Source organism: Devosia sp. P1_H9 (genome assembly GCF_056405135.1).
The window spans coordinates 474,197-497,575 of sequence record NZ_JBFUCQ010000006.1 but is presented as its reverse complement, the minus strand read 5'-3'; the positions used below and the strand labels follow the sequence as shown (position 1 = coordinate 497,575).

The window sequence follows — 23,379 nt, the reverse complement described above, 5'->3', positions numbered from 1 at the left end:
GGTCCCACGTTCTCGCGATGCGGCAGGGGATGCGCCCCGGCACTGGTGGCATAGGCCCAAAACCCCGGCCGGCCGGCGAGGCGTGAGCCTCATTCATTCGCGGACTACCGCTACGGGGCAAACGCCTCGCCGGTCCCGCTTCGTTCCCTCCCGGGAACGGCTCTTTGAAACCTCCGAAGCCCGGTGGGCTGTCGGATGCATCAGTGTGCCTCAGTCACTCCACCGCACCAGCCGTCATCCCGGCGAAAGCCGGGACCCACTGCTCAGACGGCTGGGTTGGTACGGGCCGCGCCGGTCTTTCGCGGCGAGGTGGCAAGGTCGGCGAGTTCCGAGCAATTGGAACGTGCTGTAACTGGGTCCCGGCTTTCGCCGGGATGACGGCCGGTGAGGGTGGAGCTTATGCAAGCGCCCGCAGTCTTCTACCCGCGCCCGCCCTCTTTCATGATGCGCGACTTATCGCGGTTCCAATCCCGATTGCGCTCGGTCTCGCGCTTGTCGAAGCTCTTCTTGCCCTTGCCGACGCCGATCAGCAGCTTCGCCCGGCCCTGCTCGTTGAAATAGAGCTTCATCGGCACGATGGTGTTGCCGGCACGCTCGACGTCCTGGCTCAGTCGGGCCAGGTCCTTCTTCTTCACCAGCAGTTTCCGCGGCCGCTTCTCCTCATGGTTGAAGCGGTTGGCCTGCAGGTATTCCGGGATATGCGCGTTGATCAGCCACAACTCACCGCGCTCCGGCGAGGCGTAGGCCTCGGTGATCTGGGCCTTGCCGATGCGCAGCGACTTCACCTCGGTGCCGGTCAGGACGATGCCGGCCTCGAGCGTGTCGGTGATCTCATAGTCATACCGGGCCCTGCGGTTCTCCGCGATCGGGCCGGTGACGATCATCGCCGGTTTGTTGGGTGTCTTTGCCATAGGGAGTTAGTTGGGGAGCAACCCCGCATGCGACAAGGCGAGATCGATCGCCTTCTCGTTGTCCCTCGACACCGGCACCACTGGCAGGCGGAACTCGTTCTGGCAGAGCCCGAGCTTGAAGGCCGCGTACTTCACGCCGCCGGGATTGTTCTCGAGGAACAGCGCGCGGTGCAGCGGCACCAGCTTGTCCTGGAGCGCCAGCGCCTCGGCGAAGTTGCCCTGCTGGCAGGCATTCTGGAACAGCGCGCTGAGCCGCGGCGCGACGTTCGACGTCACCGAAATGCAGCCGTGCCCGCCATGCGCGTTAAAGCCGAGCGCCGTCATGTCCTCGCCCGAGAGCAGGATGAAATCGGCGCCGAGCCGCATTCGCTGCATGCTGGCGCGTTCCATGTTCGCCGTGGCGTCCTTCACCCCGATGATGTTGGGATGAGCTTCGCGCAGGCGGACGATGGTGTCGACGCTCAGGTCGACCACGGTCCGGCCGGGGACGGAGTAGAGAACGATCGGCAGCGAGGTCGCCGAAGCCACGGCGGAGAAGTGCTGGAACATCCCCTCCTGGGTCGGCTTGTTGTAGTACGGCACGACCGAGAGCACCGCATCGGCGCCGACTTCCTCGGCAAAGCGGGCGAGCGACACTGCCTCCGCCGTCGAGTTCGAGCCCGCGCCGGCGATCACCGGAACGCGCTTGGCCGTCACCTCGACGCAGATTTCGATGACCCGGCGGTGCTCCTCGTGGCTGACGGTCGGGCTCTCGCCGGTGGTACCGACCGGTACAAGGCCGTGCGAACCCTCATTGATTTGCCAGTCGACGAAATGGCTGAAGGCTTTCTCGTCCAGCGCCCCGTTCGCGAACGGAGTGATGAGCGCTGTGATCGAGCCTCGCAACATTTCAGGCAATTCCTCGTCGGTATGGGCGCCGCCCCGGGCGGTCGCGGCTGTGATGAACGGCCAATCGACTACATCGCTGGCCAGAATGTGGCCACATCCCGATCATCGGGGAGCCACAGTCGCGCACCATAGTTTTTCTCGTGCGGCGCGACAAGCAAGCTGTCGACAGAGGGCGCGACGCACACCCACAAGGACCGAGTGGCTAACCAAAAGTTCACGGGCACCGTGCGAACCTATGGCTGCTGCAAGGGTGGGGGCACCTTGTTGGACGTGTACCGAGGACCAACAGGACGGTTACCATGGTCGTTGCGCGGGGCGCTCGTCGCCTAGCCGCCGCAGGTATTCTCGCCGTAGGCGTGATCGGCGCTGCATTGCTGCCGATCCTGTTGTCACGCGCCAATGACAAGCCCACCGCCGACGTCGTCGTGCCGGTTGCGCGCCATGCCCTGCAGCCCGCCGTTGAAGCGTCGCTGCTCGACCCCGTCACCACCGGCTCGATCGAAGCCAAGGTGCCCGCCGCCACCACCGACAGCTCGACCCCGTTCAAGCAGGCCCTCGAACTCCTCGCCGACGGCAAGCATGCCGACGCCTATGAGCTCGCCCGCAGCTTCACCAACACGGCCGAGCGTCACGCCATCCAGTGGGCCGCGATCTATAACGGCGAAGGCGATGTTCCCGCCGCCGCAGTTCAGAGCTTCATTGCCGACGCACCGGATTTCGCCACCGCCCCCGTGTTCAAGACCCGTCTCGAGCAGGCGCTGATCAGGGAAAAGGCCGACAACGCGACGCTAATCAAGCAGCTCGGCGGCGCCATGCCCACCACGCTGTCCGCGCAGATCGCTCTTGCCCAGGCCTATGTCGCCGATGGCCAGAAGGACCGCGCGGCGCGCATCGCCCGCGCTATCTGGACCGAGAACTTCCTCGACAAGGCCACCGAGGCCCGGGTGCTCGACAAGCTCGGCAGCCTCATCGATCGCGATGCGCACTGGGCCCGTGCCGTCCACCTGATGATGCACGACCGCGCCACCGGCGTCGAACGGCTGATCAAGTTCATGACCCCGGCGCAGAAGTCGCTGGCCCTCGCCCGCAACGCCGTTTCCCGCAACGCCAAGACCGCCAAGAAGCTGCTCGACGCGGTCGATCCGTCGATGCACTCGAACCCGGTCTACCTGTTCAGCCGCGCCCAGCGCGCCCGGCAGTTCGAACTGTGGGACGACGCCATCAAGTGGCTCGACAAGGCCAAGGGGGTCCCACCCGATTCCGAGGAATTCTGGTACGAACGCCGCACCCTGAGCCGCCAGCTGCTGGCGCTGGGCGAAGTGAAGCGGGCCTATCGCGCCGCCGACGGATATCGCGAAGGTCCGGACGGCCGGCTGGTGGAAGCGCATTTCCATGCCGGCTGGATCGCGCTGTCGTTCCTCCGCGACGCCAAGGCCGCCGCCCCGCACTTCGCGGCGATGGCCGAAAATGCGACCCTGCCCGACTCCGTCACCCAGGCCAACTACTGGCTGGGCCGTGCCCTGACGGCGCTCGGCGACGACAAGGGCGCCAAGGCCGCCTACGGCAGAGCCGCCGCGTACGGCACCATCTACTACGGCCAGCTAGCTCGCTCGGCGCTCGGCCTCAAGCCCGTCGAGATCCGCGACATGCCAGCCTGGAAGGAAGCCGAGGCCGGTTTCGAGAGCCGCGAGCTGGTGCGCGCGGTCCGCCTCCTTGCCGATAACGGCCACAAGGACATGGCGATCCCGCTACTCGACAGCTTTGCCCCCGGTCTCGAGGACGGCGCCAGCATGCTGCTCGCCGCCCGCCTGGCGCAGGCACTCGGCTCGCATCACGTGGCCATCGCCATCGCGGACGCTGCCGAACGCCGCGGCACGCCGCTGGATCTGTTCAACTTCCCCAAGGACGGCTTGCCCAGCACCAAGCTCGCCTCGATGGACCATGCCGCCATCTACGCGATCACCCGCCAGGAAAGCCGCTTCCAGGTCGACGCCATATCGTCAGCTGGCGCCCGCGGCCTCATGCAGCTGATGCCCGCTACCGCCAAGGAAACCGCAGGCAAGCTGGGGGTCAAATACTCAGCGAGCCGCCTCACCAGCGACGGCGAATACAATGCCCTGCTCGGCTCGACCTATCTCAAGGCGCAGCTCGAGCGCTTCGACGGCTCGCTCCTCCTCGCCGCGGCCGCCTACAACGCCGGCGCCGGCAATGCCCGCAAGTGGATCGCCACCTTCGGCGACCCGCGCTCGGATGCCATCGACCCGGTAGTCTGGGTGGAACTGATCCCGGTGCAGGAAACCCGCAAATACGTGCAGCGGGTGCTCGGCAACTACCTGGTCTACCGCGCGCGATTGGGCAAGGACGACCTCGGCATCGATAGCGCGCTCCGAAAGATCCCCGGCTAGCCACAGCAAGACGTGGAAGAGCTCACGGCCCTGCTTGGGGTGCCTCGAAAGTCTGCTATCTCTCTGTCGATGATGTTCTCCAGCCCGCGCACCACGCCCGAAGACTACCGCAGCTTTGCGACCCTGCCGGTGACACGCTACGCGGTCGGGCCGGCCGATGAGCTGATGGCGGTGCACGTCTCGGGTCGCCTCGCGACGGGACGCATCCCGCTGGTCTGCGTGCCCGGCTACCAGCGCAACATGACGGACTTCAGCGATTTCGCGAACCATTTCCACCGCGTATTCGGCGACGACTGGCCGGTGGTCTTGGTCGACCTCAAGGGGCGCGGCCGCTCCAGCGATCGCACGGACAAGTCCCGCTACATCTCGACCGTCGATGCGCTCGATCTGATCCAGGTCATGGCCGCCCTCGCCGTCGACGGAGGCATCTTTGTCGGCCATGGCTATGGCGGCCAAGTGGTGATGGCGCTCGCTGCGGAGCGCCCCAACCTGGTCGCAGGCGCCGTGCTGATCGACGCCGGCCCGGTCTCCGATCCGCGCGGCCTGGTTCGACTGCGCAACAACCTCAAGGATTTGCAGGGCAACCGCTCCGAGGCGGGTTTCCGCGCCATGTCTCGCCGCATGCTGGCGCCAGACTACCCGGCGGCTACGGAAGGGCTGCTGGATGTGCTGGCGGCTCGGACCCACTATCTCGACAAGCGCAACCGGGTCCACGCGCTCTTCGATCCGCACCTGATGGGCCTGCTCGAGGCGTTCGAGCACGACGATATCCTCGTGCCGCAGTGGAAGCTCTACGATGCCCTGGGAAGTGCGCCACTGATGCTGATGCGCACGCAGCTGACGGAGCAGGTACGGCGTGAGACGTTCGAAGAAATGCTGCGCCGCCGCCGTGATGCCGAGGGCTATGTGATTGAGGGGTCGGGATCCCCTGCCCTGCTCAACACGCCCGAAGATGTCGGGCCGATCGCCGAATTCGTGCGCCGGCTGGTCAAGCGGCGAGCCAAGGCGGCCTGAACCTACCGCCCTGCTGCTTTCTTTGAGGTGGCTGCGGCCACCGCAAGCTCCCGTGACTGCTCGCGCCAGTGCTCGCGGCCTATCCGCCCGGCAATGCCAAGATGCACCTCGATCCAGCCGGCGTTCTCATCGGTCAACTCCGCCACCTGATCGAAGTGGTACAGCCCCAGCCGATTCAGCGCCGTCTCGATGATCGGCAGGATACCGATGACATGAGTCAAATCGTCCTTCACGCCGTGTCGGGGAGCGGCGAGGCCGATTGGCTTGCCCGGCATCTCTTGCGGCTCGGATATGATCGCCGCGCTTACCGCCTGAGTGGCTGCGTCAACGGCAACGCCGGATGCAGCAACCGCTTCATCGCCGGACGTTTCCGGAAGCGCGGCTTTGCGTGCCCTGCCGGCGGTGCTCCGACGTGGCGACCAGTTGCCCTCGATAGCCCGCATAGCCGCCGCCTCATCATCCTCCGCAGCGGCATCCGGCGCGGCAGGCTCAGGGACTGGTTGTTCAACGGAAATGGGCGCAGCAGCCACCGGCTCGGGCTCGGACGGCTCGGCGGCAATCGGCGCAACAATCGTAGGCGCTGGCTCCGCCGTAGTCTCCGGGATCGCGGCGACGACGGCCTGTGCTTGCGTGCCCGGAATCTCAGGGACATCGGTAAGATCTTGGGCGACCACCACCTCCGGTTCCGCGACGGCATGGACCTGCTCGACCGGAGCTTCGACTTGAGGCTCCGGCTCCGCAGCCACCGAAGCGGACGGCTCTTCTGCCTTCTCGCCGACCTGCTTCTCAACCGGGAACGGGATCACGTCCGCCCCGGCACCGCTGGCTGTCTCCGTGCGCGCAGGCTCAGCCGCCACGTGCGGATGCGCAATCAGACGTCCGGACGTCGTGGCGCCAGCGGCACGCGCCGGCGCCATCTCTGCTACCGGCTTGGCAGCCTCGGAGCCGGGCAACGGTGCGAGCGTCGGCATCCTGATCGCCCGCAGAGGGGCCGCGCTACCGGGTTTGTCTCCGGCCAAGGCCAGCAACGCCTCGGTGAAATCGACCGCCGGGGTGTCAGCTGGTACGGCCGGGGCTGCTGGCTTCGACATCGGCTCGATTACGGGAGTAGCGACCAGTGCGGGTGCCGCCGCCTCGACGGGGGCGACGCCCACCACCGGCGATGGCACTGCCACCTTGGGGTGGGTCAGCCGCAGAACAGCCAATCGCGCAACGGAGCCGATGCTGGCGCCGAGCAGGAAGGCGACCAGCAGAAGCAACGCGATTTCAAGGATGTGGGCCGGATTCAGCATGCAGCTCAGCCCTTCCGTCCGCCGACAGACAGCCAGCCGGTACCCAGGCCGATCGCCCCCGCCCCGAGGACGAACGGCCAATACACTTCGAGCAGATAGATCAGCGAATCGAGGGTCATCGTGCGGCCGTTACTCGTCAGCGAGAGTGAAGGCGATGCGGCGGTTGGCCTGCTTGCCGGCGCGCGTCTCATTGCTGGCAATCGGCAGGCTCTCGCCATAGCCGATGGCATACAGGCGCTCGGGGCCAATACCGCGCAGAATCAGCGCATCGACCACGGCCTCGGCGCGCGAGACGGAGAGCGCCAGGTTCGCCTCATCATCGCCGTCGGCGTCGGTGTGTCCTTCGACGTTCACGGTCGCCTCCGGGCAGATGGCCAAATACCCCGCCAGCTCATCGACGGCCGGCAGCGATTGATCGGCGATCCGGGCGCTGCCCGACTGGAACAGGATGGCGTTGCGAGCGGCAAACGCTCCGACCTTCTCCTGGCAGACGGCGAGCGGCGGCAGCAGCGTGACGTTGGTCTCCCACTGGTCCAGCGTCGGCACAGCAGCCAGGGCACTGAGGGCAGCCTGCCGGTCCGCTTCGGTCTCGGCGCGTCCTGCGAACACCCACTTATCACCGTCCAGCCCGAACTCGCCGTCTGCGAGCAGCGCCAGTGCGCGGCTGCCGGCATCGGCGCTGCCGACGAAATCGGCGGGCAAGCCGCTACCGATAGTGAGAGCCTCAGACGGCTCCCCACCGGTGATCACCGCAAGGTGCCGGCGCATCGGCTCGGCTGGCACGGATCCGGTGAAGGTGATCGGCCCGCCGAGCGGCTTCTTGGCGTCGAATACGAAGTTGCGAACCGTCGGCGCAACCTCGGGCGTGGCCGGAACTGGCTCGGCTGCGGCGACGTCGGTCTCCGCCGGCGCCGCTTCGGGCTCCGGCTCTGCTGCGGGCGCTTGCTCAGCGGGAGCCGCTGCAATTTCGGCCTCGGGCGCCGGCTCTACCGCGACCTCGGGTTCCGCGGACTGCTCGGCCTCAGCAGGCGTCTCAGCGACCGCAGGCACCGGCTCGGCCACGGCGGGCTCGGGCAAAGCGGGCTGGGTCGGCTCGGCAAACGCCTGCTTCCATCCGGCACCACCGTTCGAGGTCGTCGCCAGGGCAGCCTTGGCAGCATCAAGGGCAGCAGTCGTCACCGGCTGGCCCGAAATCGACCACGTGCTCCCGTCATATTTGACCTCGCCGCTTTCGAGGCTCAGTAGCGCATCAAGCCCCGCCAGTGCATCGGCGATGAACCCCTCCGGCTCGCCCGAACCGACCAGCGTGGTGTCCTTGGCGACCTTGCCGGCGCGCACCGTCGCGAAGCTGCGCAGCTGCTCGGTTGGCACATAGCCGGACAGGGTGAAGCTGCCGTCGGCCGCCTTGACCGCCGACCAGACAAACGGCGCGACAACCGAAGCCGCATCCGCGGCCTGGATCGCCACATGCCAAGCCGAGATATCTGCTGCGCCACGGAGCGACTTCTCGATGCCGTGACGGTCGGCGGTGGTGGGAACTTTGCCGATCAGCGACCAGTTGCCGGCGGAAAGCGCGAAAGTTCCCTCGTCCATCGCCAGCAAGGCATCGAGCCCGCCTATCGCGGCGGGAATGAAACCTTCCGGCGCGCCGGCCCCAAGCGCGGTCCCATCGACGACGCTCGTGCCGGCATGGCCGGCGAGGTAGCGCTTTAGTTGTTCGGTCGGCACGAACCCTGCAAATGTGATGCTGCCGTTGGCCGACTTCTGGGCACGCCAGATGTAAGGATCCACAACCGGAAGCGCGGCAACATCCGCGGCCCCTGGCAGGTTGACGGTGTAGGTCCAGCCAGCGGCCCGCAAACCGGTGTCCGCGAAGGCCGACTCGGCCGCGAACGCCTTCTGCGGCGTATCCACTGCGCCGGTCAGGCTCCAGCTTGCCCCGTCGTAGCTGACCTTGCCGCTATCGAGCAGCGGCAGGACGCTGAGCGCCTTGAGCGCCGCCGCCTCGAAATCGGCGGGGTTACCGTCGGCGATGATCGTCGCATCTTTCGCTGAGGGCAATTTGCCGAGCAGCACCTTGCGAACAGCCGTGCTCGGGACATATCCCGTTAGAGAAAGCTGGCCATCGGCCGACTTCTCGGCCGCAAACGTGAAGGGCGTTGCGAGCGGCGGCTTGACGGTGGCCGTAGCCAGGATCAGCCCCTGTGGCGCCCCGAGCTCGAGCGTGGTTTCGATCGCCGTGAAATCCGCCACGGTCGCAGCCCGGCCTTCGAGCGTGATGATCGTGCCCTGGATCGCGGCATGACCCTCGCTCATTTGACGAAGCGCATTGATGACGAAATCGACGCCGGACTCGAACCGCTCGGGTGCTCCCCGTCCGAGATCGAGGCCAGCCGCATCGATGCCGTCTAGCGCCTCGAGCCGGTCACGCATGGCGGCGTCCGGGACAAACCCGTCCAGCACGATGCCACCGGCGCCGCGCTCGGCGCTGAGCCAATACTCCCCGACATGCGGCGGCCCCAGGTTGACCGTGGCGCCCGACGGGGTCATGGCCACACGCACCGCCTCCGCCGTAGCGGGGTCCGCTGGGGAGCCCGACAGCGCTGACGTAGAATCGGAGATTGTGGCGCTACCACTCTCCAGCTTCAGCAGATTCTCCAACAGCACCTTCGCCGATGGCGCGAACTCGGCCGGCGCCCCGGAGGCCAGGACGAGGCTGGTTGAGACGCCCATGCCCGACGGAACAAGCGCCTCCAGCTCCGCAACGAGCTGCTCGCTGGGTGTGGCACCCGACAGGGTAACGCGCCGCCCGTCATATTCCGCGCGCCACTCGAATGGCGACTGCAGTGCCGGCTGTACATCGCGGAACGACACGTTCACGGCGGGCGGCGCCGCCTTCGCGCCAACTTTCATGAGCGCGTCGTAGGCTTCGGCAGACTTCGCACGTCCAGTAATCGTAAGATCGAGGTCGGCCAGCGCCACCTCGCCTTCGTCGAGCTGCGTGGCATAGTCCAGAGCGTAGTCGACCGCGGCGATCCAACTCGCGCGATTTGGGGCTCCCGACATCAGCCGGGTCTTGTCGCGAGCACCCTCTCCCGCCGCGGCCAGGAGTTCGGTGCGCGCCTCTTCGTCGGGCAGACCGCCGGACAGGGTAATCGTGCCGGCTTCTACCGTGGCGATGAAAGGAAATGGGCTAACATACTCAGCTAACACGACATTCGAGGTGACCGCGCGGACGCCATGCACGGCGGCGACCCTCGCAACCACCTCGTCGATCATAGCCTGGGTGGTCGCCGTGCCGGTGAGTGTCGCATCGCGCATGTCGAAACTGATCTTGGCCCAGTCGTATTCGGGTGCGGCAATGACGGCTGCGGCGCGGGTGGCGAGATCCGGCGGGATGGCGCTGCCGCTCGTCGCGATGGCGGCGATCGTGCCGCCGATCACCGTGACGAAAGCTGGAACACCCCAGCGCAGGAAAATGCCGCTCATACCGCCCCCGGAAGAAGAATAATGCCGGCGCCATGCCGACGATGAGCCATAGCGTCAATCAGTGAATCGGAGAAGTGCGACAACGCCACTGACGATTTCCGAATGCTCAGATGAACGGATAATTGAGGCCAGATGAACGGGGGCTGACCACATTGTGAACGCCTCAAAAAGCAGAAAGGCCCGGCTGACGCCGGGCCTTTCCATTCCGATTGGGCCGTAAGGCTTACTCGAAGGTCTTCTTGAACTCGGACTCGATCTTGTAGCCGTCTTCCGAAGTGACGGTGCCCTTGATCGAGGAGGTGTAACCACCGCCCGGAGCCCAAGCCAGCTTGGCCGAACCGTAGAACAGATCGTCCACCGGGCCATCGCCGGTATCGTCGTTCAGGTAGCCAACTTCGCCGGTGAGGGTGATCGTCTCGGTAACCGCGGCAGCGACAGAAGCCGCAACCTGGTAGTTGTCGTCGTCGGCCACGTCTTCGTGGTACCAGCGAGCGCCGAGGTTCAGGGTCACGCCGTCGGTGACAGCGGCAGACAGCGACGCACCCGCACCGTAGTCGGTGCCCACGCCGTCATCAGCTGCTTCGAACGAGGCAGCGATCGTGAACATGTCGAACGTGGCCGAAGCCGACGCCAGCACGTTCCAGTAGTCCTCGAGAGCGGCCGGACGGTCGTCATCGTGACCGTAGGCACCAGCGAGCACGACCTTGAAGTTGTCGAACGTACCGGCAAAGCCAGCGTGCGCACCCCAAGCCTCGACGTCGCCATCGAGCACACCTTCAGCAGCAACGGTCAAGTGAGCCGAGATGCCTTCACCGGCATACGAAATCACACCAACAGCAGTGCCAGCACGCGACGCGACGCTGTTGTCGAGCTTTTCGAGACCAGCACCGATGGAGACGCCATTGCCGAGATCGGAAACGACCTGGATGACATGACCACCGTCGGCGAGATCGGCGCCCGCAGATTCACCCTTCCAGTTCACGCCGAGGTCAACCTTCTCGGAGTTGAACAGACCAAGCCAGTTCAGCGGCTCGTCGTCGCCCTTCTTCATGATCGAGCCCTTCTTGCCCGCCATGATGACAGTGGTGTCGCCGATCGAGACGTAGGCTTCATCGAGAACGACGCCGCCCGTATCAGAACTACCCGGGGACACGTCGACCTCGTTGTCGGTGCGCGCGTGGTCCACTTCCTTGAGCTTCAGGACGGCCTTGGCCGGACCAAAGTCGGAGTCGGCGGTAGCAACGAACTTGATCCAGGCGTCAAAGCGCGACTGCCAGTCGTTCGAACCGTTGCCCTCGGGAAGGTTGAAGTCGCCGGCCATCGTCTCGACGTCGACGCGGTAGCCCGGGAAGCCGAGGCGATAGTCACCCCAGGTGAACTTGTACTTCACTTCGCCGGTGATCTGCAGGCAGTTGGTGTCGGACGAGATCGTCAGACCCGACAGGCCCAGAGCGTCGCAAACGTCAAGCGACGTCAGAACGCCGAGATCGGCCGCGTAGGCACCGCCGGTCGAGAGACCCGCAACCGCCAAAGAACCCAGAAGAAGGCTCCTGATTTTCATTATTGACCTCCAAAGTCAGTCATTCGTTTTTGCCAGTTGCCCGGCGGTTTGTCGAAACGCGACCACACTCTTGTGTGTGTTGTCGTCGCGTTTGCGACCGACAAACGATCCCATGCATGGATTCGCATTACCCACTCTACGCAGGAGTTTGGGAGGCGCAATCGCAGAATGGCTGAATTGGGGCAGCGCCAAGGTGGTTGCAGACTGGCTGTTGCAGATTCAGCACAGCTTTGGAAACCAACCCTTAACTCTTATGAACCGGAGGCGCCGGGCGCAGTCCCCAGGCCCGGCGCGGAGAGGTTCGGAAGGGTCTCAACCCCAGAGCTGCGGACGAACCTCGCGCCACGCCGCCATGTGTTCGGCTCGATTGGCGGCGATGCGGTCGCGAGACCAGTCGCGGTATTGAGGCTCGGAACGCGCCTCGGCCATGCACGCGTCATTCCAGGGAAGCCCGCAGAATTCCAGCAGTTTGCGGATTTCGCCCTGGCGATCGAGCGACAGGTTGCCCAGGTCGATATCATAGATGCCGCCCGGGAAGCGTGCGTGCCAGCTATCCATCATCTCCCGGAAGGCAGCATGGTACGATTGGAGTTCATCCATATCGCTCGAGTACTCATACCCGTTGCCGGTCAGGTGCTTTTCGAAGATCGCGACGCTGTGGTCGGCGGGCGGCCGCACGCAGCGGATGATCCGGGCATAGGGCATGGCGAGACGGATGAAGCCGATGTGGCGGTAGTTTGACGGCATGGTGTCCACCACCGTCTTCCCCGGCGGCACGAGGCTCTGAGCCTCGCGCATGTAGGCGCGCCCGAGTTCGGTGAAGCGGTCGGGCGGGATATCAGCCACCGCCACGTCGGGCTGCTGGAGCAGAAGCTCGCGCACCAGCCGAGTCATGGTTGGCAGCTCCCCTGCTCCCGCCACCGACGGATGGCGAGAGAGAATCGTCTCGACCGTGGTCTTGCCGGCACGCGGCAGGCCAACGACGAAGATCGGCATCGCCTCGCGAAACCCGCCATTATTGTGTGGACCTGCCACGCCGTCGAACCGATCGACATCGCGCTTCAGGTCACCGATGGCCCGATCGAGCGAGAACGTGAGGCCCTGCCGGTTCATCCGGTTAGCTTCGGTGAACACGGTGATCGCTTGGTGGTGCTCGCCCAGGTCGCTGAGTGCCTTGCCGAGGCCAAAACCCGCAAACACGCGATCCTCAACCGGAGCGCTGTCGGCGTGAAAGAGGGCCTGCATGGCGTCTACAGAAGCGTCGTGCGTTTCGTGCCGAACGACATATGAGCGATGCAGGTGTGCCTCACCGAAGGCCGGGTTCAGGGCGATGGTCTGGTCGAAGCTCTCGACGGCGTCCTCGAGGCGGTTCTGATGATAGAGGGCACGGGCGCGCCGGAGGTGGAGCTGCGCGTCCTTCGGCTGGACGCGCAACGCGTCCTCGACCAGGCTCAGAGCTTCGCTTGCCCGCCCCTGGCCATCCAGCATGACGGCGAGGCCATTGATCGCGGCGCTGTAGTTCGGCCGCAGATGGACAGCGCGGCGGTAAGCGGATTCGGCGTCGAACAAATAGCCGGCGTCGCGCAGCGAGTTTGCGAGGTTGAAATGGAAGCCGGCCTCGTTCGGCTTCAGACGGACGGCGCGACGATAGACTGTCACCGCGTCGTCAAACCGGCCGAGGTTTCGGAAGGCCATGCCGAGATTGGAAAAGGCTTCGGCAAACTCGATGTTCTTCATAATGGCGCGTTGCAGCACATCGACAGCCTCGGCGCTCCGGCCGGCAGCATTCAGCGCGACGCCGAGGTTACCGAGATACTGCGCGTCATCGGGGCGGGCCTTTACGGCGCGCGAAATCCGCTCCACCGCGTCGGCCGCGCGTCCCTGTTGAAGATGGAACAGACCCAGCAGGTGGTTGGCCGCCGGCTGCTTCGAGTCGCGGGCCAGTACCTGCTCATAGAGCTTGGCAGCCTCGCCAGCGCGGCCGGACTGGTGCAGCGCCAGCCCCTTCTGCAGCAAATCCGAGATCGCCTGATTCTGCCCGCCTTTCGGCGAGGGCTGACGCGGTGAGGACATTGGGGGCCGTCTAGATGGTGGGCGGGTGTCGGCACATGGCTGCCTTGCCTATGCCGCAAGTAGTCGCCCATATGAGCGCAAACAAGGGCGGGTAACACTAAAATGACAGACGGCAAGGTGGCGGTGGTGACCGGCGCGACCTCGGGAATTGGGCGGGCGACGGCGATCGGGCTGGGGAAAGCCGGGTATCGGGTGGCGATTCTGGGGCGGCGCGAGGTGGAGCTGGCCGAGACAGCGCGGCTCAGCGGCGCCCGGTATAGCGGCACTTGCGACGTCACTGACCCCGCGGCGGTGCACCGCTACTTCACTGATCTCAAAGCGAAATTGGGTCGCGTCGATGTGGTGTTCAACAATGCCGGGCGGTTTGCGCCGCAAGCCAGCTTTGGGGATACCGACATCGGGACCTGGCAGGGCATGGTGGATGTGAACCTCAACGGGGCGTTCTATGTGGCCCGGGAGGCGTTCAGGGCTATGCGGGACCAGTCGCCGCAGGGTGGGCGGATCATCAACAACGGCTCGATTTCAGCCTACGCGCCGCGGCCGGGGGCTGCCGCCTACACCGCCACCAAGCATGCGATCACCGGGCTGACGAAGGCGATTTCGCTGGACGGACGGGCCTTTAGCATTGCTTGCGGGCAGATAGATATCGGCAATACGGCCACCGACATGACGGCCAGGATGACCACCGGATCGCTGCAGGCCAACGGCACGATGGAGCCGGAGCCGACGTTCGACGTGCAGCATGTGGTGGATGCGATTCTCTATATGGCCGGGCTGCCGCTCGAGGCGAATGTGCAGTTCATGACGGTGATGGCAACGACGATGCCTTATATCGGCCGCGGGTAAACCACGTTGATGAACGCTGGCTGAACGGAAATCGATGCTTTCGACTAGGCCGGGGGCGGTGAAAGTCTGGCGGTAGGTTGTGAACTTCTGCCGGTGGTGAGTTCTTGTGCCGACAGTCGCCCGTCGCTTCGCTCCGATCGCGCATCGCGAGCGATGCGATACCCCTCATCCGCCCACCCCTGTCCCTCCCCGCAAGGGGGAGGGACACGCTCGCATTCATATCTCAGGCCCGAACACCTTCTCGCCGCCGATCCAGGTTGAGTGGATCGTGAGATCATCCGTCAGTACGGCGAAGTCGGCTCGGGCGCCTTGGGTCAGGTGGCCGCGGTCGGCGGCGTGGATGGCGCGGGCGGGGTAGAGGCTGGCCATGCGGAGGGCTTCGTCGAGAGGGACGCCGATCGTTTCGTGCATGTACTTGACGGCGTTGATCATGGTCAGGTCAGCGCCGGCGAGGGTGCCGTCGGCGAGGCGGAGGGCGCCGTCCTTGCGATAGACGGTGCGGCCGGTGAGCTCGAACTCGGTCCAGTCCGTGCCGGTGATCGACATTGCGTCGGAGACGAGGAAGATCTGGCCCGGGGCGCGCTTTGAACGGAGCGCGATGCCGATCGATGTCGGGTGGACGTGGATGCCATCGGCGATGAGGCCGGCATCGAGGCCCGGCAGGTCGAGCACAGCGCCGACGACGCCCGGCTCGCGGTTGCCGATCTGGCTCTGAGCGTTGAACAGGTGCGTAGCCATCGACGCGCCGGCTTCGGCAGCGGCAGCGACCTGCACGTAGGTCGCGTCGGAATGGCCGATGCTGACGATGATGCCGGCTGCCGCGAGGCGGGAAATCTGTTCCGGACCAACGGTTTCGGCGGCGACGGTAATGAGAAGAGTCGGGAGCGCGCGCTTTGCGGCGAGCAGCCGCTGCAGGTCCGACTCGTCCATCGGGCGGATCAGGTTGGGATCATGGGCGCCCTTGCGCGCCACCGACAGATGCGGGCCCTCGAGGTGGAGGCCGAGGAAGCCGGGGACGTGCTGCTCGGTCGCGGCGGTGCCGGCGGCGATAACGGCTTCGTTCTTGGGCACGGTGTCGGTGATCAGCGTCGGCAGGCACGCGGTGCAGCCGAACTGCGTCAGGGTTGCGCAGATGGTGCGGATGGCATCGAGCGTCGGCGTATCGTTGAGCAGCGCGCCACCGGCTCCGTTGACCTGCAGGTCGAGGAAGCCGGGGACAAGCATCGCGCCGTCGACGGGGACGCGAATGGCGTCGGTGGGCGAGTCGGCGGCGATCAGGCCCTCGACCTCGCCGTCGGCGACAACCAGCGCCATGTGGTCGTGCCACTCGGCGCCGTCGAAGATGCGGGCTCCGGTGAAGGCTTGTTTGGTGGTCATTCGGCGATTCCTGACATTACGAACTCGACGGCTGGTGGCTGTGGACCCCCACCCCTGTCCCCTCCCCGCAAGGGGGAGGGAGACGAGCATCTGCTTCGGCGTGGACCTAGATCGTCTCGGTCACCTTCTTGAGGTGCGGCGGGCGGTCGGGGTCGAAGCCGCGGCGGCGGCTTAGGGCCTCGACGAAGCCATAGAAGCTGACGATCAGGGCCAGGGCGTCGGTGATGGCGTGGCCGGAGGCGGCGAACGGGAGGCGTTCGGCGTTGCGGGCGTTGATCGAGGTGATGAAGACGCGGGCGCCCTGCCCCGCCAGCCGCTCGGCGACCTCGGCGACAGACGCTTCGGCGGCGTCGCGGGCGGCGAGCGCCAGCACCGGGAAGTGGTGCTCCACGATGCGGGCCGGGCCGTGGATGACCTCGGCGGCGCTATAGGCCTCGGCGTGGATGCCACAGGTTTCCTTGAACTTCAGCGCCGCTTCGTTGGCGATGGCGAGTGCCGGGCCGCGACCCAGGACATAGAGCGACTGGTGCTTGTCGAGCGCGCCGAGCAGCGGTGACCAATCGCAGTGGACGGCCTCTTCGAGTACCTCAGGAAGTGATTCCAGAGCCGCGAGCAGCGCCTTGTCTTCCAACCAGTTTCCGACAAGGCCGAGGCCGGCGACGACCGAGGCGACGAAGGTCTTGGTGGCGGCGACGGATTTCTCTTCACCCGAGCGGAGCGCGATGGTCTGGTCGGACGCCTGCGCCAGTGGCGAATCCGGCGTGTTGGTCAGCGCGAAGGTGAGCGCGCCATTCCTCTTGGCCGACTGAGTCATGCCGACGATGTCGGGACTCTTGCCCGACTGGGAGATGGCGATGGCGGCTGTGCCCTTGAGCTTCAACTCGCGGCCGTAGATCGAGACGATCGAGGGACCGACGGAAGCGACCGGCACGCCGGCGAGCAACTCGATGGCGTACTTGAGGAACGACGAGGCGTGGTCGGAGGAACCGCGGGCGATGGTGACGATGGCCGTCGGGTCGGCGGCGCGGAGGGCCTTGCCGGCGGCGGCGAAATCGGCTTTGCCCTCGGAGAGCAGACGGGCGATGGCGGCCGGGGTCTCCTCCACTTCCTGGCGCATGTAGCTGGCGTTGGCGTCGGGTCTGGTCACGGTTCCACTCACGGCTTCGGGTTCACTTGCGGGGGGACTCCCCCACTCTCAATTCGGCGACGAAATCGTAGGTGTCGCCGCGATAGACCGAGCGCGTGAGTTCCACAACCTTTCCGGAGGGGAGGTAGGCGATACGCTCGATGTGGAGCGCGGCGGCGCCCACGGGGATTTCGAGGAGACGCGCGTCGGCTTCCTCGAGATTGGCGGCGCGGATGCGCTGTATGGCTCGGACCGGGCGGTTGCCGGTCTTGTCGAGATGAGAATAGAGCGACGAGCCGACCATGCCGGGATCGGGCAGCGTTTCCGACGAGAGGGCCGCCCGTTCGATTGCTAGCGGCATGTCGCCGGAGAGGCGGAGGCGCGCGACCCGGGCGACGCGCTCGCCGGGTGACAGGCCGAGGATCACGGTTTCGTCCGGCGATGGATCGTAAATGCCGCGATCGAGCCAGATGGCGCGGACGGCCATGCCGCGGCGCGCCATATCCTCGGTGAAGGAGGTGAGCTGGCTCAGCGACTGCTCGACACGGCTCTGCTGCGGAGCGACGAATGTGCCCGAGCCGTGGCGCTGGATCAGCACGCCGTCGCGCACCAGGTGCTGCACGGCCTTCCGCACGGTGACGCGGGAGACCTCGACCTTGGCGGCGAGATCGCGCTCGGATGGCAGCGCATCGCCGGGCTTGATGACGCCACGGGCGACGGCGTTCTCGATCCAGCGCTTCAGCTGCAGGTAAAGCGGCCCACCCTGCGGCAGGATGATGGTTTCGGCGCTGAAAATGGCGTTGCTGTTGCTGGTCAATTGCCTGTCCCGGACCGACCCAACGCTGATCGATCAGCGCCGAGCCCTTGGCGTCCCATAATCGTCGTATAATACCAATAAAAGACCATTTACCAAGCTGATTCTCGTAACCTCCGCAAGGTCAACCCCAAGAGCTGCAAGCTACTTCCCTGCCCACCTTGCCCAGCTGACTTCAACCCGTCGACTTTCGCAGGGTCTCGCTCGACAAGTGGTATGTTTTTGGCATTAATGGCGATCGCCAGACGATCCCACCACACGCAGGGCAGAAACAAATGACGGATATGCCCCAGTTGCTGGCCGGTGCAGCGATCGTCGACATCACGCCGCCTGCCGGGCTGATGATGTCGGGCTACGCCGCGCGGACAGAGCCGGCGACCGGCAGCCATGATCCGCTGACGGCGCGGGCCATCGCGGTCGGCGACACGGCCATCGTGGTGGTCGACGTGATCGGCCTGCACGAGGACAGCTGTGCGCGCATCCGGTCACGCTGCGTGCTGCCGGACGACCGGGTTTCGGTGATCGCTACGCATACCCATGGCGGGCCGGTGAGCATGGCTGGTCGCGGCGGGACGGACTTCGATGCGGGCTACCTGGCGCGGCTGGAGGACGGCTGCGTTGAGGCGATCGACCGGGCCGTCGCGGCGCAGCGGCCCGCTGTCCTCTCGGCTGGGGTTGGGGACAATCCCGGGATTGCGTTCAACCGGCGGCACGAAGGCGGGGTGATCGACCCGGCGGTGCCGGTGCTGCGGATCGATGGGGTGGATGGGCGGCCGATCGCCATTCTCACCTCGCATGCGTGCCACCCAGTGGTGCTGGCCGCATACAACCGGCAGTACACGGCCGACTTTCCACACTATGTGCGCGAGGCGCTGGAGGTGGCCGAGCCGGGTATCGTAGCGGTGTTCATGACCGGGTGTGCGGGCGATATCAGCACCGGGCACTCACCGCATTCGTCGATCAGCACAACGCCGACGCCGGATCGTACCTATGCCGAAGCAGAGCGGCTAGGCCGGCGGATCGCGGAGAGTGCCGCGGCGGCGAAGCTCATGCGGCTCGACGGGCCGGTTCACGCGGCGAGCGGGACGGTGAGCCTCGATCTTATGCGCAACGAGACGGCGCCCCTCCCGCAGCTGGCGGCGGAATGGCGGGCCAAAGCGAGGGAATCGGACCCCGCCTGGGCGACGCTCTACGACTGCTGGGCCGACTGGGCGCAGACGATTGCGTTGGAGCCTGCTTCGCCGTGGAGCGGGCGGGTGACGGTGCTGGACTGGGCTGGTGTGCGGCTCAGCTTCATGCCGGGCGAGATGTTCGCGCAATCGGCGCTGAACGTGCGCGGGAACGGCAAGCGGGTGCATTTCGTCAACAGCTTTGCCGATGGGGTGCCTGGGTATATTCCGCCGGCGGCCGAGTATCCGTTCGGGGGATACGAGGTGCTGGAGGCGCACCGGTATTATGGGATGCCGGCGGCCTTTGCGGCTGGATCGGCGGAGCGGATCGAGGGCTTGGCGGTGGAGCTGAATGCCGGGCTGGATGGCGTGAGATCGTGAGTCTGGCCGCCCCCTCCACCATGCTTCGCATAGTCCCCCTCCCCCGCCACGCGGGGGAGGATCGCCGAGATACCTGTGTTTGGAGCCAAGAGGAATGACTGTGCGTGTTCTCGTCGCCGGGTTGGGCAACATGGGGCGCAGTCATGCGCTGGCTTATCATCGGCATCCGGGGTTCGAGATTGTCGGGCTGGTGAACCGGCGGGCGCCGAAGCTCGAGTCGGAGCTGGCGGGTTACGCAGTGCGGCCGGACTTTGACGGAGCGCTGCGGGAGCTGAAGCCGGACCTGGTTTCGGTCAATACCTATACCGACACGCATGCCGACTACGCGGTGATGGCGCTGGAACAAGGCGCGCATGTGTTCGTAGAAAAGCCGCTGGCGATGACAGTGGCGGATGCCGAGCGGGTGGTTGCGGCCGCGCAGGCCAATGGGCGGAAGCTGGTGGTGGGCTATATCCTGCGGCATCACCCGAGCTGGATCCGCTTCATCGAGGAAGCGCGGAAGCTCGGCGGTCCCTATGCGTTCCGGCTGAACCTCAACCAGCAATCGAGCGGGGAGAACTGGCGGACGCACAAGACGCTGATGGAGACGACATCGCCGATCGTCGATTGCGGCGTGCACTATGTGGACGTGATGTGCCAGATCACCGATGCGCGGCCGGTCGAGGTGCGCGGCATGGGGGTGCGGCTGTCGGACGAGATTGCGCCGGACATGTACAACTATGGGGCGCTGCAGGTGCTGTTCGAGGATGGCTCGCGTGGCTGGTACGAGGCGGCTTGGGGACCGATGGTCTCGGAGACGGCGTTCTTCATCAAGGACGTGATGACCCCGAATGGCGCGGTGTCGATCGTCATGGAGCCGGGCGCGAAATCGGACGATCTCGATACGCATACCCGGACCGACCAGATCCGCGTGCACCGGGCGGAGCTGGGCGCCGATGGGGCATTTGCGCGGGCCGACGAGTACATCTCGATGCAGGGCGAGCCGCATCACGATGCGCTCTGCGCGCGGGAGCAGGATTATGTGTATCGTGCGATTGTCGAGAATATCGACCTCAGCCGGCACATGAACGATGCCGTGCAGTCGCTCCGGATTTGCATCGCGGCGGACGAAAGCATCCGGACGGGGCTCGCGGTAAAGCTGTAGGTCAGGTGGTCGTGACGGGTGCCTGGACCGGGTGGGCGGGTTTGCGCAGCCGGTGCCACAGAACGATGCCGAGCCAGGGCAACGCGACGCCGAAGGTGATGTAGACAAGCCAGGTCGCGGGCAGGTTGAACTTGGTGTAGACGCCGGTGATCTGCTCCCGCGTCATGAGGCCGGCCGCCACGAAGGCGAAGTTCACCAGGGCGAAGACGAACAGGTGGTGCATCATCACGTGTTTGCTGGTGGCGGCATAGCAGTAAAGCCAACAACGATTGGTAAGCGCCGACCCCACACATCAACAGAATCGCAAGCAACTGCTGGCACGTTGCAGCCCGCACGCACTCCAGTAGGAAGCGATGAGCGCATCTCTTGCAGAGGGCAGAACGGTGCTGGCTGAGCGGCCGGCGCGAGGGATTGCCGCTTACCGGCCGGACATCGACGGGCTGCGGGCGTTCGCCGTACTTGCTGTGATCGTGCATCACTTCGATCGCGACTTGCTGCCGAGCGGATTTCTCGGGGTCGACATCTTCTTCGTCATTTCCGGATACGTGATCAGCGGTTCGCTGGCTGCCCATGGCGGGGCCAACCTATCGGGGTTCCTGCGGGACTTTTATGTCCGGCGGGTGAAGCGGATCCTGCCCGCGCTCATCGCCTGCGTGTTGCTGACCGGTGTCCTTGTGCTTGCAGTCGACGCGAGCCCGATGAACTCGCTGAGTACCGGCGGCGCGGCGCTGTTCGGCATCTCCAACATCACGCTCGCGCTGGAAGAGACGGACTATTTCTCGCGATCGACGGACCTCAATGCCTTCGCTCAGACCTGGTCGCTGGGCGTGGAGGAGCAGTTCTATCTGGTCTTCCCGGTGCTGTTCTGGATCGGCTTGAAGTCAAGATGGGCTGGGACGCTGTATCCTGTCGCGATATTGCTGCTGTCCGCCGCCTCGCTGGCCGCATTCGTCGTTGGGACGAATTCTCCGGCGGCGAAGCTGACCTATTTTTCTATGCCGGCTCGGTTTTGGGAACTGGCGGCGGGTGCGCTGCTCTACGAATGGATGAGTAGCCGCAAGCAGGGCGCCGTCGAGGCGCCCGTGCCGCTGGCGCCGGTTTTTCTCGGGGCAGCGCTGGCGCTGCTGTTCGCGTCGCGCGACCACCAGGCGCTGGTGACGATCAGTGTGGTGGCTATCACCCTCGGGCTTCTGGCCTGCGTGCGTCCGGGCGGGAAGACCTACTCGGTGCTCTCCCACCCCGCGGTGGTCTATGTCGGCAAGATCTCGTACTCACTTTATCTCTGGCATTGGAGTGTCCTTAGCCTGAGCCGATGGGTCGTGGGCATCCATCCCTGGACCGTGCCCCTCCAGATCCTCGCCATCTTCCTGCTGTCGATGCTGTCGTACACGCTGATCGAACGGCCGCTGCGGCACGCGCCTTGGGGCGGAATGAAGTGGCGTACCGTCGGAGCCGGCCTTGTGGCCTCGGGTGTTTGCGCAACGCTGGTGCTGGGATTGCTGGTGGCGAGAAATACGCTTGGCATCGAGACGCTGGGAGCCAGAAACATACCTACAGCCTTCGTTGCGTTGGCGGGTTCCGGCACGCCTAACTGCGTCGTGGATGCCAAGAAGCGGCCGTTGACTGACGATATGTTCGAGCGGTGCACAGTACCGCCGACGGCGGCCGGACTGCCAACGATCTGGACACTGGGAGACAGCCACGCCGGCCATCTGCAGGGGCTGTTGCGCACCATGCACGAGAGGACCGGCGTCGGGGTTCACCTGATCGAGACGGTGGGTGTCAGCTTCCCGATGTCCCGCGGCGAGGAGTTCAAGCCGCGACAGCGCATCTACAATGAGATTCTCAAGCGGCTCCAGCCGGGAGACATCCTGCTGGTCTCGCGGCTGATGCTCAACAGGCAGGGCGAACATGCCCCGCTGCCTGGACTGAACCGATGGGTGGACGATGTAGGCGCCCTTGCGCAGCAGGTGGCGGTGCGCGGTGCGAAGGTCGTCGTGATGGGGCCGCCGCCAATGTTCGGCTTCGACGTGATCAATGCGTGCGTCCTGTTATCCCCCTGTGAGGTCAATCGGGAGCAACTTGCGGGACATGTGGACGAGGTCCTGGGCATGCTGCGACCGGCAGCGGCGGCTCACGACAACCTGTTTGTGTACGACAGCTTCGAGGTGCTTTGTCCGCCAGCGCAGGATGTTTGCTCGCCCAAGCGCGACGGGCTGGCTCTGTTCCGCGATAGGGACCACCTGAACGCGGTTGGTGCCGCGGCGCTCGCCGACGACTTCACCAGCTTTCTCGGCAAGAACCGCCTGCTTGTTGCCGGACAATCCGACGAACTGTGAGCAGCCGTGGGGAGCGGAACGCTGAGGGGCGATGGCTCGTTCTTCATGGGGAGGATGACATGCTGCTGTTGCGCGCCTTCACACTGCTCGTTTTGCTGTTTGGCGCAGTTCCGGCGCAAGCCGAAAGCTGGCGGCGTTATGTCCATCCTCAGCTTGGGTTCTCGGTTTCGCTGCCGATCGGTTTGTTCGAGGTGGACGAGAACGCGACGGATCGGTTGGAACTGTCGGAGGTGGGCGGCGAGGCTCAGCTCGACGTGTTCGGCGTGAAGAACCCGGAGGCGCTTTCGGCGGCGGAGTTCCGGGCAATGATGGAAACGGCGGACCCGTCGCGCCGCATCACCTATCGAGCGGGTGGTCGGTCGTGGTTTGTGCTTTCGGGCTATCTCGAGAATGAGACAGTGCCCACGATTTTTTACGCCAAATTCATGCTGAGCCGGGACGGAACGGCGGTTTCGGCTTTCGAGATCAGTTATCCGGAAGCTGAACGAGCGCGGTTCGACGACCTGGTCGAGCGCATCGAGGACAGCCTGACGTCGCCGCGCTAGCCACA

At 65.4% G+C, this 23,379-nt stretch carries 17 protein-coding genes; 7 read left to right on the top strand and 10 right to left on the bottom strand.

Translation table 11 applies throughout. From position 1 onward, the window contains the following. Positions 1-419: 419 nt before the first annotated feature. Both smpB and dapA read right to left on the bottom strand, forming a co-directional pair. Positions 420-884 carry an SsrA-binding protein SmpB gene (gene smpB / locus AC1DYL_RS14860; protein WP_477151375.1) on the bottom strand — a complete coding sequence of 155 codons (465 nt, stop codon included), beginning with the start codon at positions 882-884 and terminating at the stop codon, positions 420-422. Between the two features lie 33 nt (positions 885-917). Next, on the bottom strand, positions 918-1,799 hold the full coding sequence (gene dapA, locus AC1DYL_RS14855; RefSeq protein ID WP_477151214.1) for a 4-hydroxy-tetrahydrodipicolinate synthase: 882 nt from the start codon (positions 1,797-1,799) through the stop codon (positions 918-920). Positions 1,800-2,098: 299 nt separating this feature from the next. Here dapA and AC1DYL_RS14850 point away from each other — a divergent pair, with 299 nt between their 5' ends. Both AC1DYL_RS14850 and AC1DYL_RS14845 read left to right on the top strand, forming a co-directional pair. Further along, positions 2,099-4,204, top strand: a complete 2,106-nt coding sequence (locus AC1DYL_RS14850) for a lytic transglycosylase domain-containing protein (protein ID WP_477173742.1) — start codon at positions 2,099-2,101, stop codon at positions 4,202-4,204. 12 nt (positions 4,205-4,216) lie between these two features. Further along, the gene (locus tag AC1DYL_RS14845) at positions 4,217-5,218 is read left to right on the top strand and encodes an alpha/beta fold hydrolase (RefSeq protein WP_477173741.1); all 1,002 of its coding nucleotides are present in this window, start codon (positions 4,217-4,219) and stop codon (positions 5,216-5,218) included. A 2-nt stretch (positions 5,219-5,220) separates the two neighbouring features. On the opposite strand, the gene AC1DYL_RS14840 is transcribed toward AC1DYL_RS14845, so the two are convergent. The 4 genes from AC1DYL_RS14840 to AC1DYL_RS14825 all read right to left on the bottom strand — a co-directional run bounded on the left by AC1DYL_RS14840 (position 5,221) and on the right by AC1DYL_RS14825 (position 13,633). Next, positions 5,221-6,510 (bottom strand): hypothetical protein, encoded by a 1,290-nt coding sequence (locus AC1DYL_RS14840; protein ID WP_477173740.1) that lies wholly within the window; start codon positions 6,508-6,510, stop codon positions 5,221-5,223. A gap of 129 nt (positions 6,511-6,639) precedes the next feature. Further along, complete coding sequence (locus AC1DYL_RS14835) at positions 6,640-9,999, bottom strand: OmpA family protein (protein ID WP_477173739.1); 3,360 nt, start codon at positions 9,997-9,999, stop codon at positions 6,640-6,642. A 223-nt stretch (positions 10,000-10,222) separates the two neighbouring features. Next, complete coding sequence (locus AC1DYL_RS14830) at positions 10,223-11,560, bottom strand: porin family protein (RefSeq protein WP_477173738.1); 1,338 nt, start codon at positions 11,558-11,560, stop codon at positions 10,223-10,225. 312 nt (positions 11,561-11,872) lie between these two features. Further along, complete coding sequence (locus tag AC1DYL_RS14825; protein ID WP_477173737.1) at positions 11,873-13,633, bottom strand: tetratricopeptide repeat protein; 1,761 nt, start codon at positions 13,631-13,633, stop codon at positions 11,873-11,875. Between the two features lie 102 nt (positions 13,634-13,735). Here AC1DYL_RS14825 and AC1DYL_RS14820 point away from each other — a divergent pair, with 102 nt between their 5' ends. Continuing rightward, on the top strand, positions 13,736-14,479 hold the full coding sequence (locus AC1DYL_RS14820) for an SDR family oxidoreductase (protein ID WP_477173736.1): 744 nt from the start codon (positions 13,736-13,738) through the stop codon (positions 14,477-14,479). Positions 14,480-14,695: 216 nt separating this feature from the next. On the opposite strand, the gene nagA is transcribed toward AC1DYL_RS14820, so the two are convergent. The 3 genes from nagA to AC1DYL_RS14805 form a co-directional block, all read right to left on the bottom strand. Beyond that, positions 14,696-15,856, bottom strand: coding sequence for an N-acetylglucosamine-6-phosphate deacetylase (gene nagA / locus AC1DYL_RS14815; RefSeq protein ID WP_477173735.1), 1,161 nt, complete (start codon positions 15,854-15,856; stop codon positions 14,696-14,698). Positions 15,857-15,962: 106 nt separating this feature from the next. Next, on the bottom strand, positions 15,963-16,973 hold the full coding sequence (locus AC1DYL_RS14810; RefSeq protein WP_477151376.1) for an SIS domain-containing protein: 1,011 nt from the start codon (positions 16,971-16,973) through the stop codon (positions 15,963-15,965). Positions 16,974-17,025: 52 nt separating this feature from the next. Further along, complete coding sequence (locus tag AC1DYL_RS14805) at positions 17,026-17,799, bottom strand: GntR family transcriptional regulator (RefSeq protein ID WP_477173734.1); 774 nt, start codon at positions 17,797-17,799, stop codon at positions 17,026-17,028. Positions 17,800-18,071: 272 nt separating this feature from the next. Here AC1DYL_RS14805 and AC1DYL_RS14800 point away from each other — a divergent pair, with 272 nt between their 5' ends. Together AC1DYL_RS14800 and AC1DYL_RS14795 are read left to right on the top strand one after the other, a co-directional pair. Next, positions 18,072-19,346: a neutral/alkaline non-lysosomal ceramidase N-terminal domain-containing protein gene (locus tag AC1DYL_RS14800; protein WP_477173733.1), complete on the top strand. Its 1,275-nt coding sequence runs from the start codon at positions 18,072-18,074 to the stop codon at positions 19,344-19,346. A 94-nt stretch (positions 19,347-19,440) separates the two neighbouring features. After that, positions 19,441-20,490, top strand: coding sequence for a Gfo/Idh/MocA family protein (locus tag AC1DYL_RS14795; protein WP_477151226.1), 1,050 nt, complete (start codon positions 19,441-19,443; stop codon positions 20,488-20,490). Between the two features lies 1 nt (position 20,491). On the opposite strand, the gene AC1DYL_RS14790 is transcribed toward AC1DYL_RS14795, so the two are convergent. Then, positions 20,492-20,716, bottom strand: coding sequence for a hypothetical protein (locus AC1DYL_RS14790; protein WP_477173732.1), 225 nt, complete (start codon positions 20,714-20,716; stop codon positions 20,492-20,494). Between the two features lie 127 nt (positions 20,717-20,843). On the opposite strand from AC1DYL_RS14790, the gene AC1DYL_RS14785 reads away from it, so the two are divergent. Further along, positions 20,844-22,829 carry an acyltransferase family protein gene (locus AC1DYL_RS14785; protein WP_477173731.1) on the top strand — a complete coding sequence of 662 codons (1,986 nt, stop codon included), beginning with the start codon at positions 20,844-20,846 and terminating at the stop codon, positions 22,827-22,829. Positions 22,830-22,888: 59 nt separating this feature from the next. Continuing rightward, positions 22,889-23,374, top strand: a complete 486-nt coding sequence (locus AC1DYL_RS14780; RefSeq protein ID WP_477173730.1) for a hypothetical protein — start codon at positions 22,889-22,891, stop codon at positions 23,372-23,374. Positions 23,375-23,379 lie beyond the last annotated feature (5 nt).

What these genes read in the sequence shown, in the direction of transcription:
- AC1DYL_RS14790 (WP_477173732.1), bottom strand. Translation starts at nt 20,716, where the DNA reads ATGATGCACCACCTGTTCGTCTTCGCCCTGGTGAACTTCGCCTTCGTG.
- AC1DYL_RS14840 (WP_477173740.1), bottom strand. Translation starts at nt 6,510, where the DNA reads ATGCTGAATCCGGCCCACATCCTTGAAATCGCGTTGCTTCTGCTGGTC.
- AC1DYL_RS14850 (WP_477173742.1), top strand. Translation starts at nt 2,099, where the DNA reads ATGGTCGTTGCGCGGGGCGCTCGTCGCCTAGCCGCCGCAGGTATTCTC.
- smpB (WP_477151375.1), bottom strand. Translation starts at nt 884, where the DNA reads ATGATCGTCACCGGCCCGATCGCGGAGAACCGCAGGGCCCGGTATGAC.
- AC1DYL_RS14780 (WP_477173730.1), top strand. Translation starts at nt 22,889, where the DNA reads ATGCTGCTGTTGCGCGCCTTCACACTGCTCGTTTTGCTGTTTGGCGCA.
- AC1DYL_RS14825 (WP_477173737.1), bottom strand. Translation starts at nt 13,633, where the DNA reads ATGTCCTCACCGCGTCAGCCCTCGCCGAAAGGCGGGCAGAATCAGGCG.
- AC1DYL_RS14795 (WP_477151226.1), top strand. Translation starts at nt 19,441, where the DNA reads ATGACTGTGCGTGTTCTCGTCGCCGGGTTGGGCAACATGGGGCGCAGT.
- AC1DYL_RS14830 (WP_477173738.1), bottom strand. Translation starts at nt 11,560, where the DNA reads ATGAAAATCAGGAGCCTTCTTCTGGGTTCTTTGGCGGTTGCGGGTCTC.
- AC1DYL_RS14810 (WP_477151376.1), bottom strand. Translation starts at nt 16,973, where the DNA reads ATGCGCCAGGAAGTGGAGGAGACCCCGGCCGCCATCGCCCGTCTGCTC.
- dapA (WP_477151214.1), bottom strand. Translation starts at nt 1,799, where the DNA reads ATGTTGCGAGGCTCGATCACAGCGCTCATCACTCCGTTCGCGAACGGG.
- nagA (WP_477173735.1), bottom strand. Translation starts at nt 15,856, where the DNA reads ATGACCACCAAACAAGCCTTCACCGGAGCCCGCATCTTCGACGGCGCC.
- AC1DYL_RS14835 (WP_477173739.1), bottom strand. Translation starts at nt 9,999, where the DNA reads ATGAGCGGCATTTTCCTGCGCTGGGGTGTTCCAGCTTTCGTCACGGTG.
- AC1DYL_RS14820 (WP_477173736.1), top strand. Translation starts at nt 13,736, where the DNA reads ATGACAGACGGCAAGGTGGCGGTGGTGACCGGCGCGACCTCGGGAATT.
- AC1DYL_RS14785 (WP_477173731.1), top strand. Translation starts at nt 20,844, where the DNA reads ATGAGCGCATCTCTTGCAGAGGGCAGAACGGTGCTGGCTGAGCGGCCG.
- AC1DYL_RS14800 (WP_477173733.1), top strand. Translation starts at nt 18,072, where the DNA reads ATGACGGATATGCCCCAGTTGCTGGCCGGTGCAGCGATCGTCGACATC.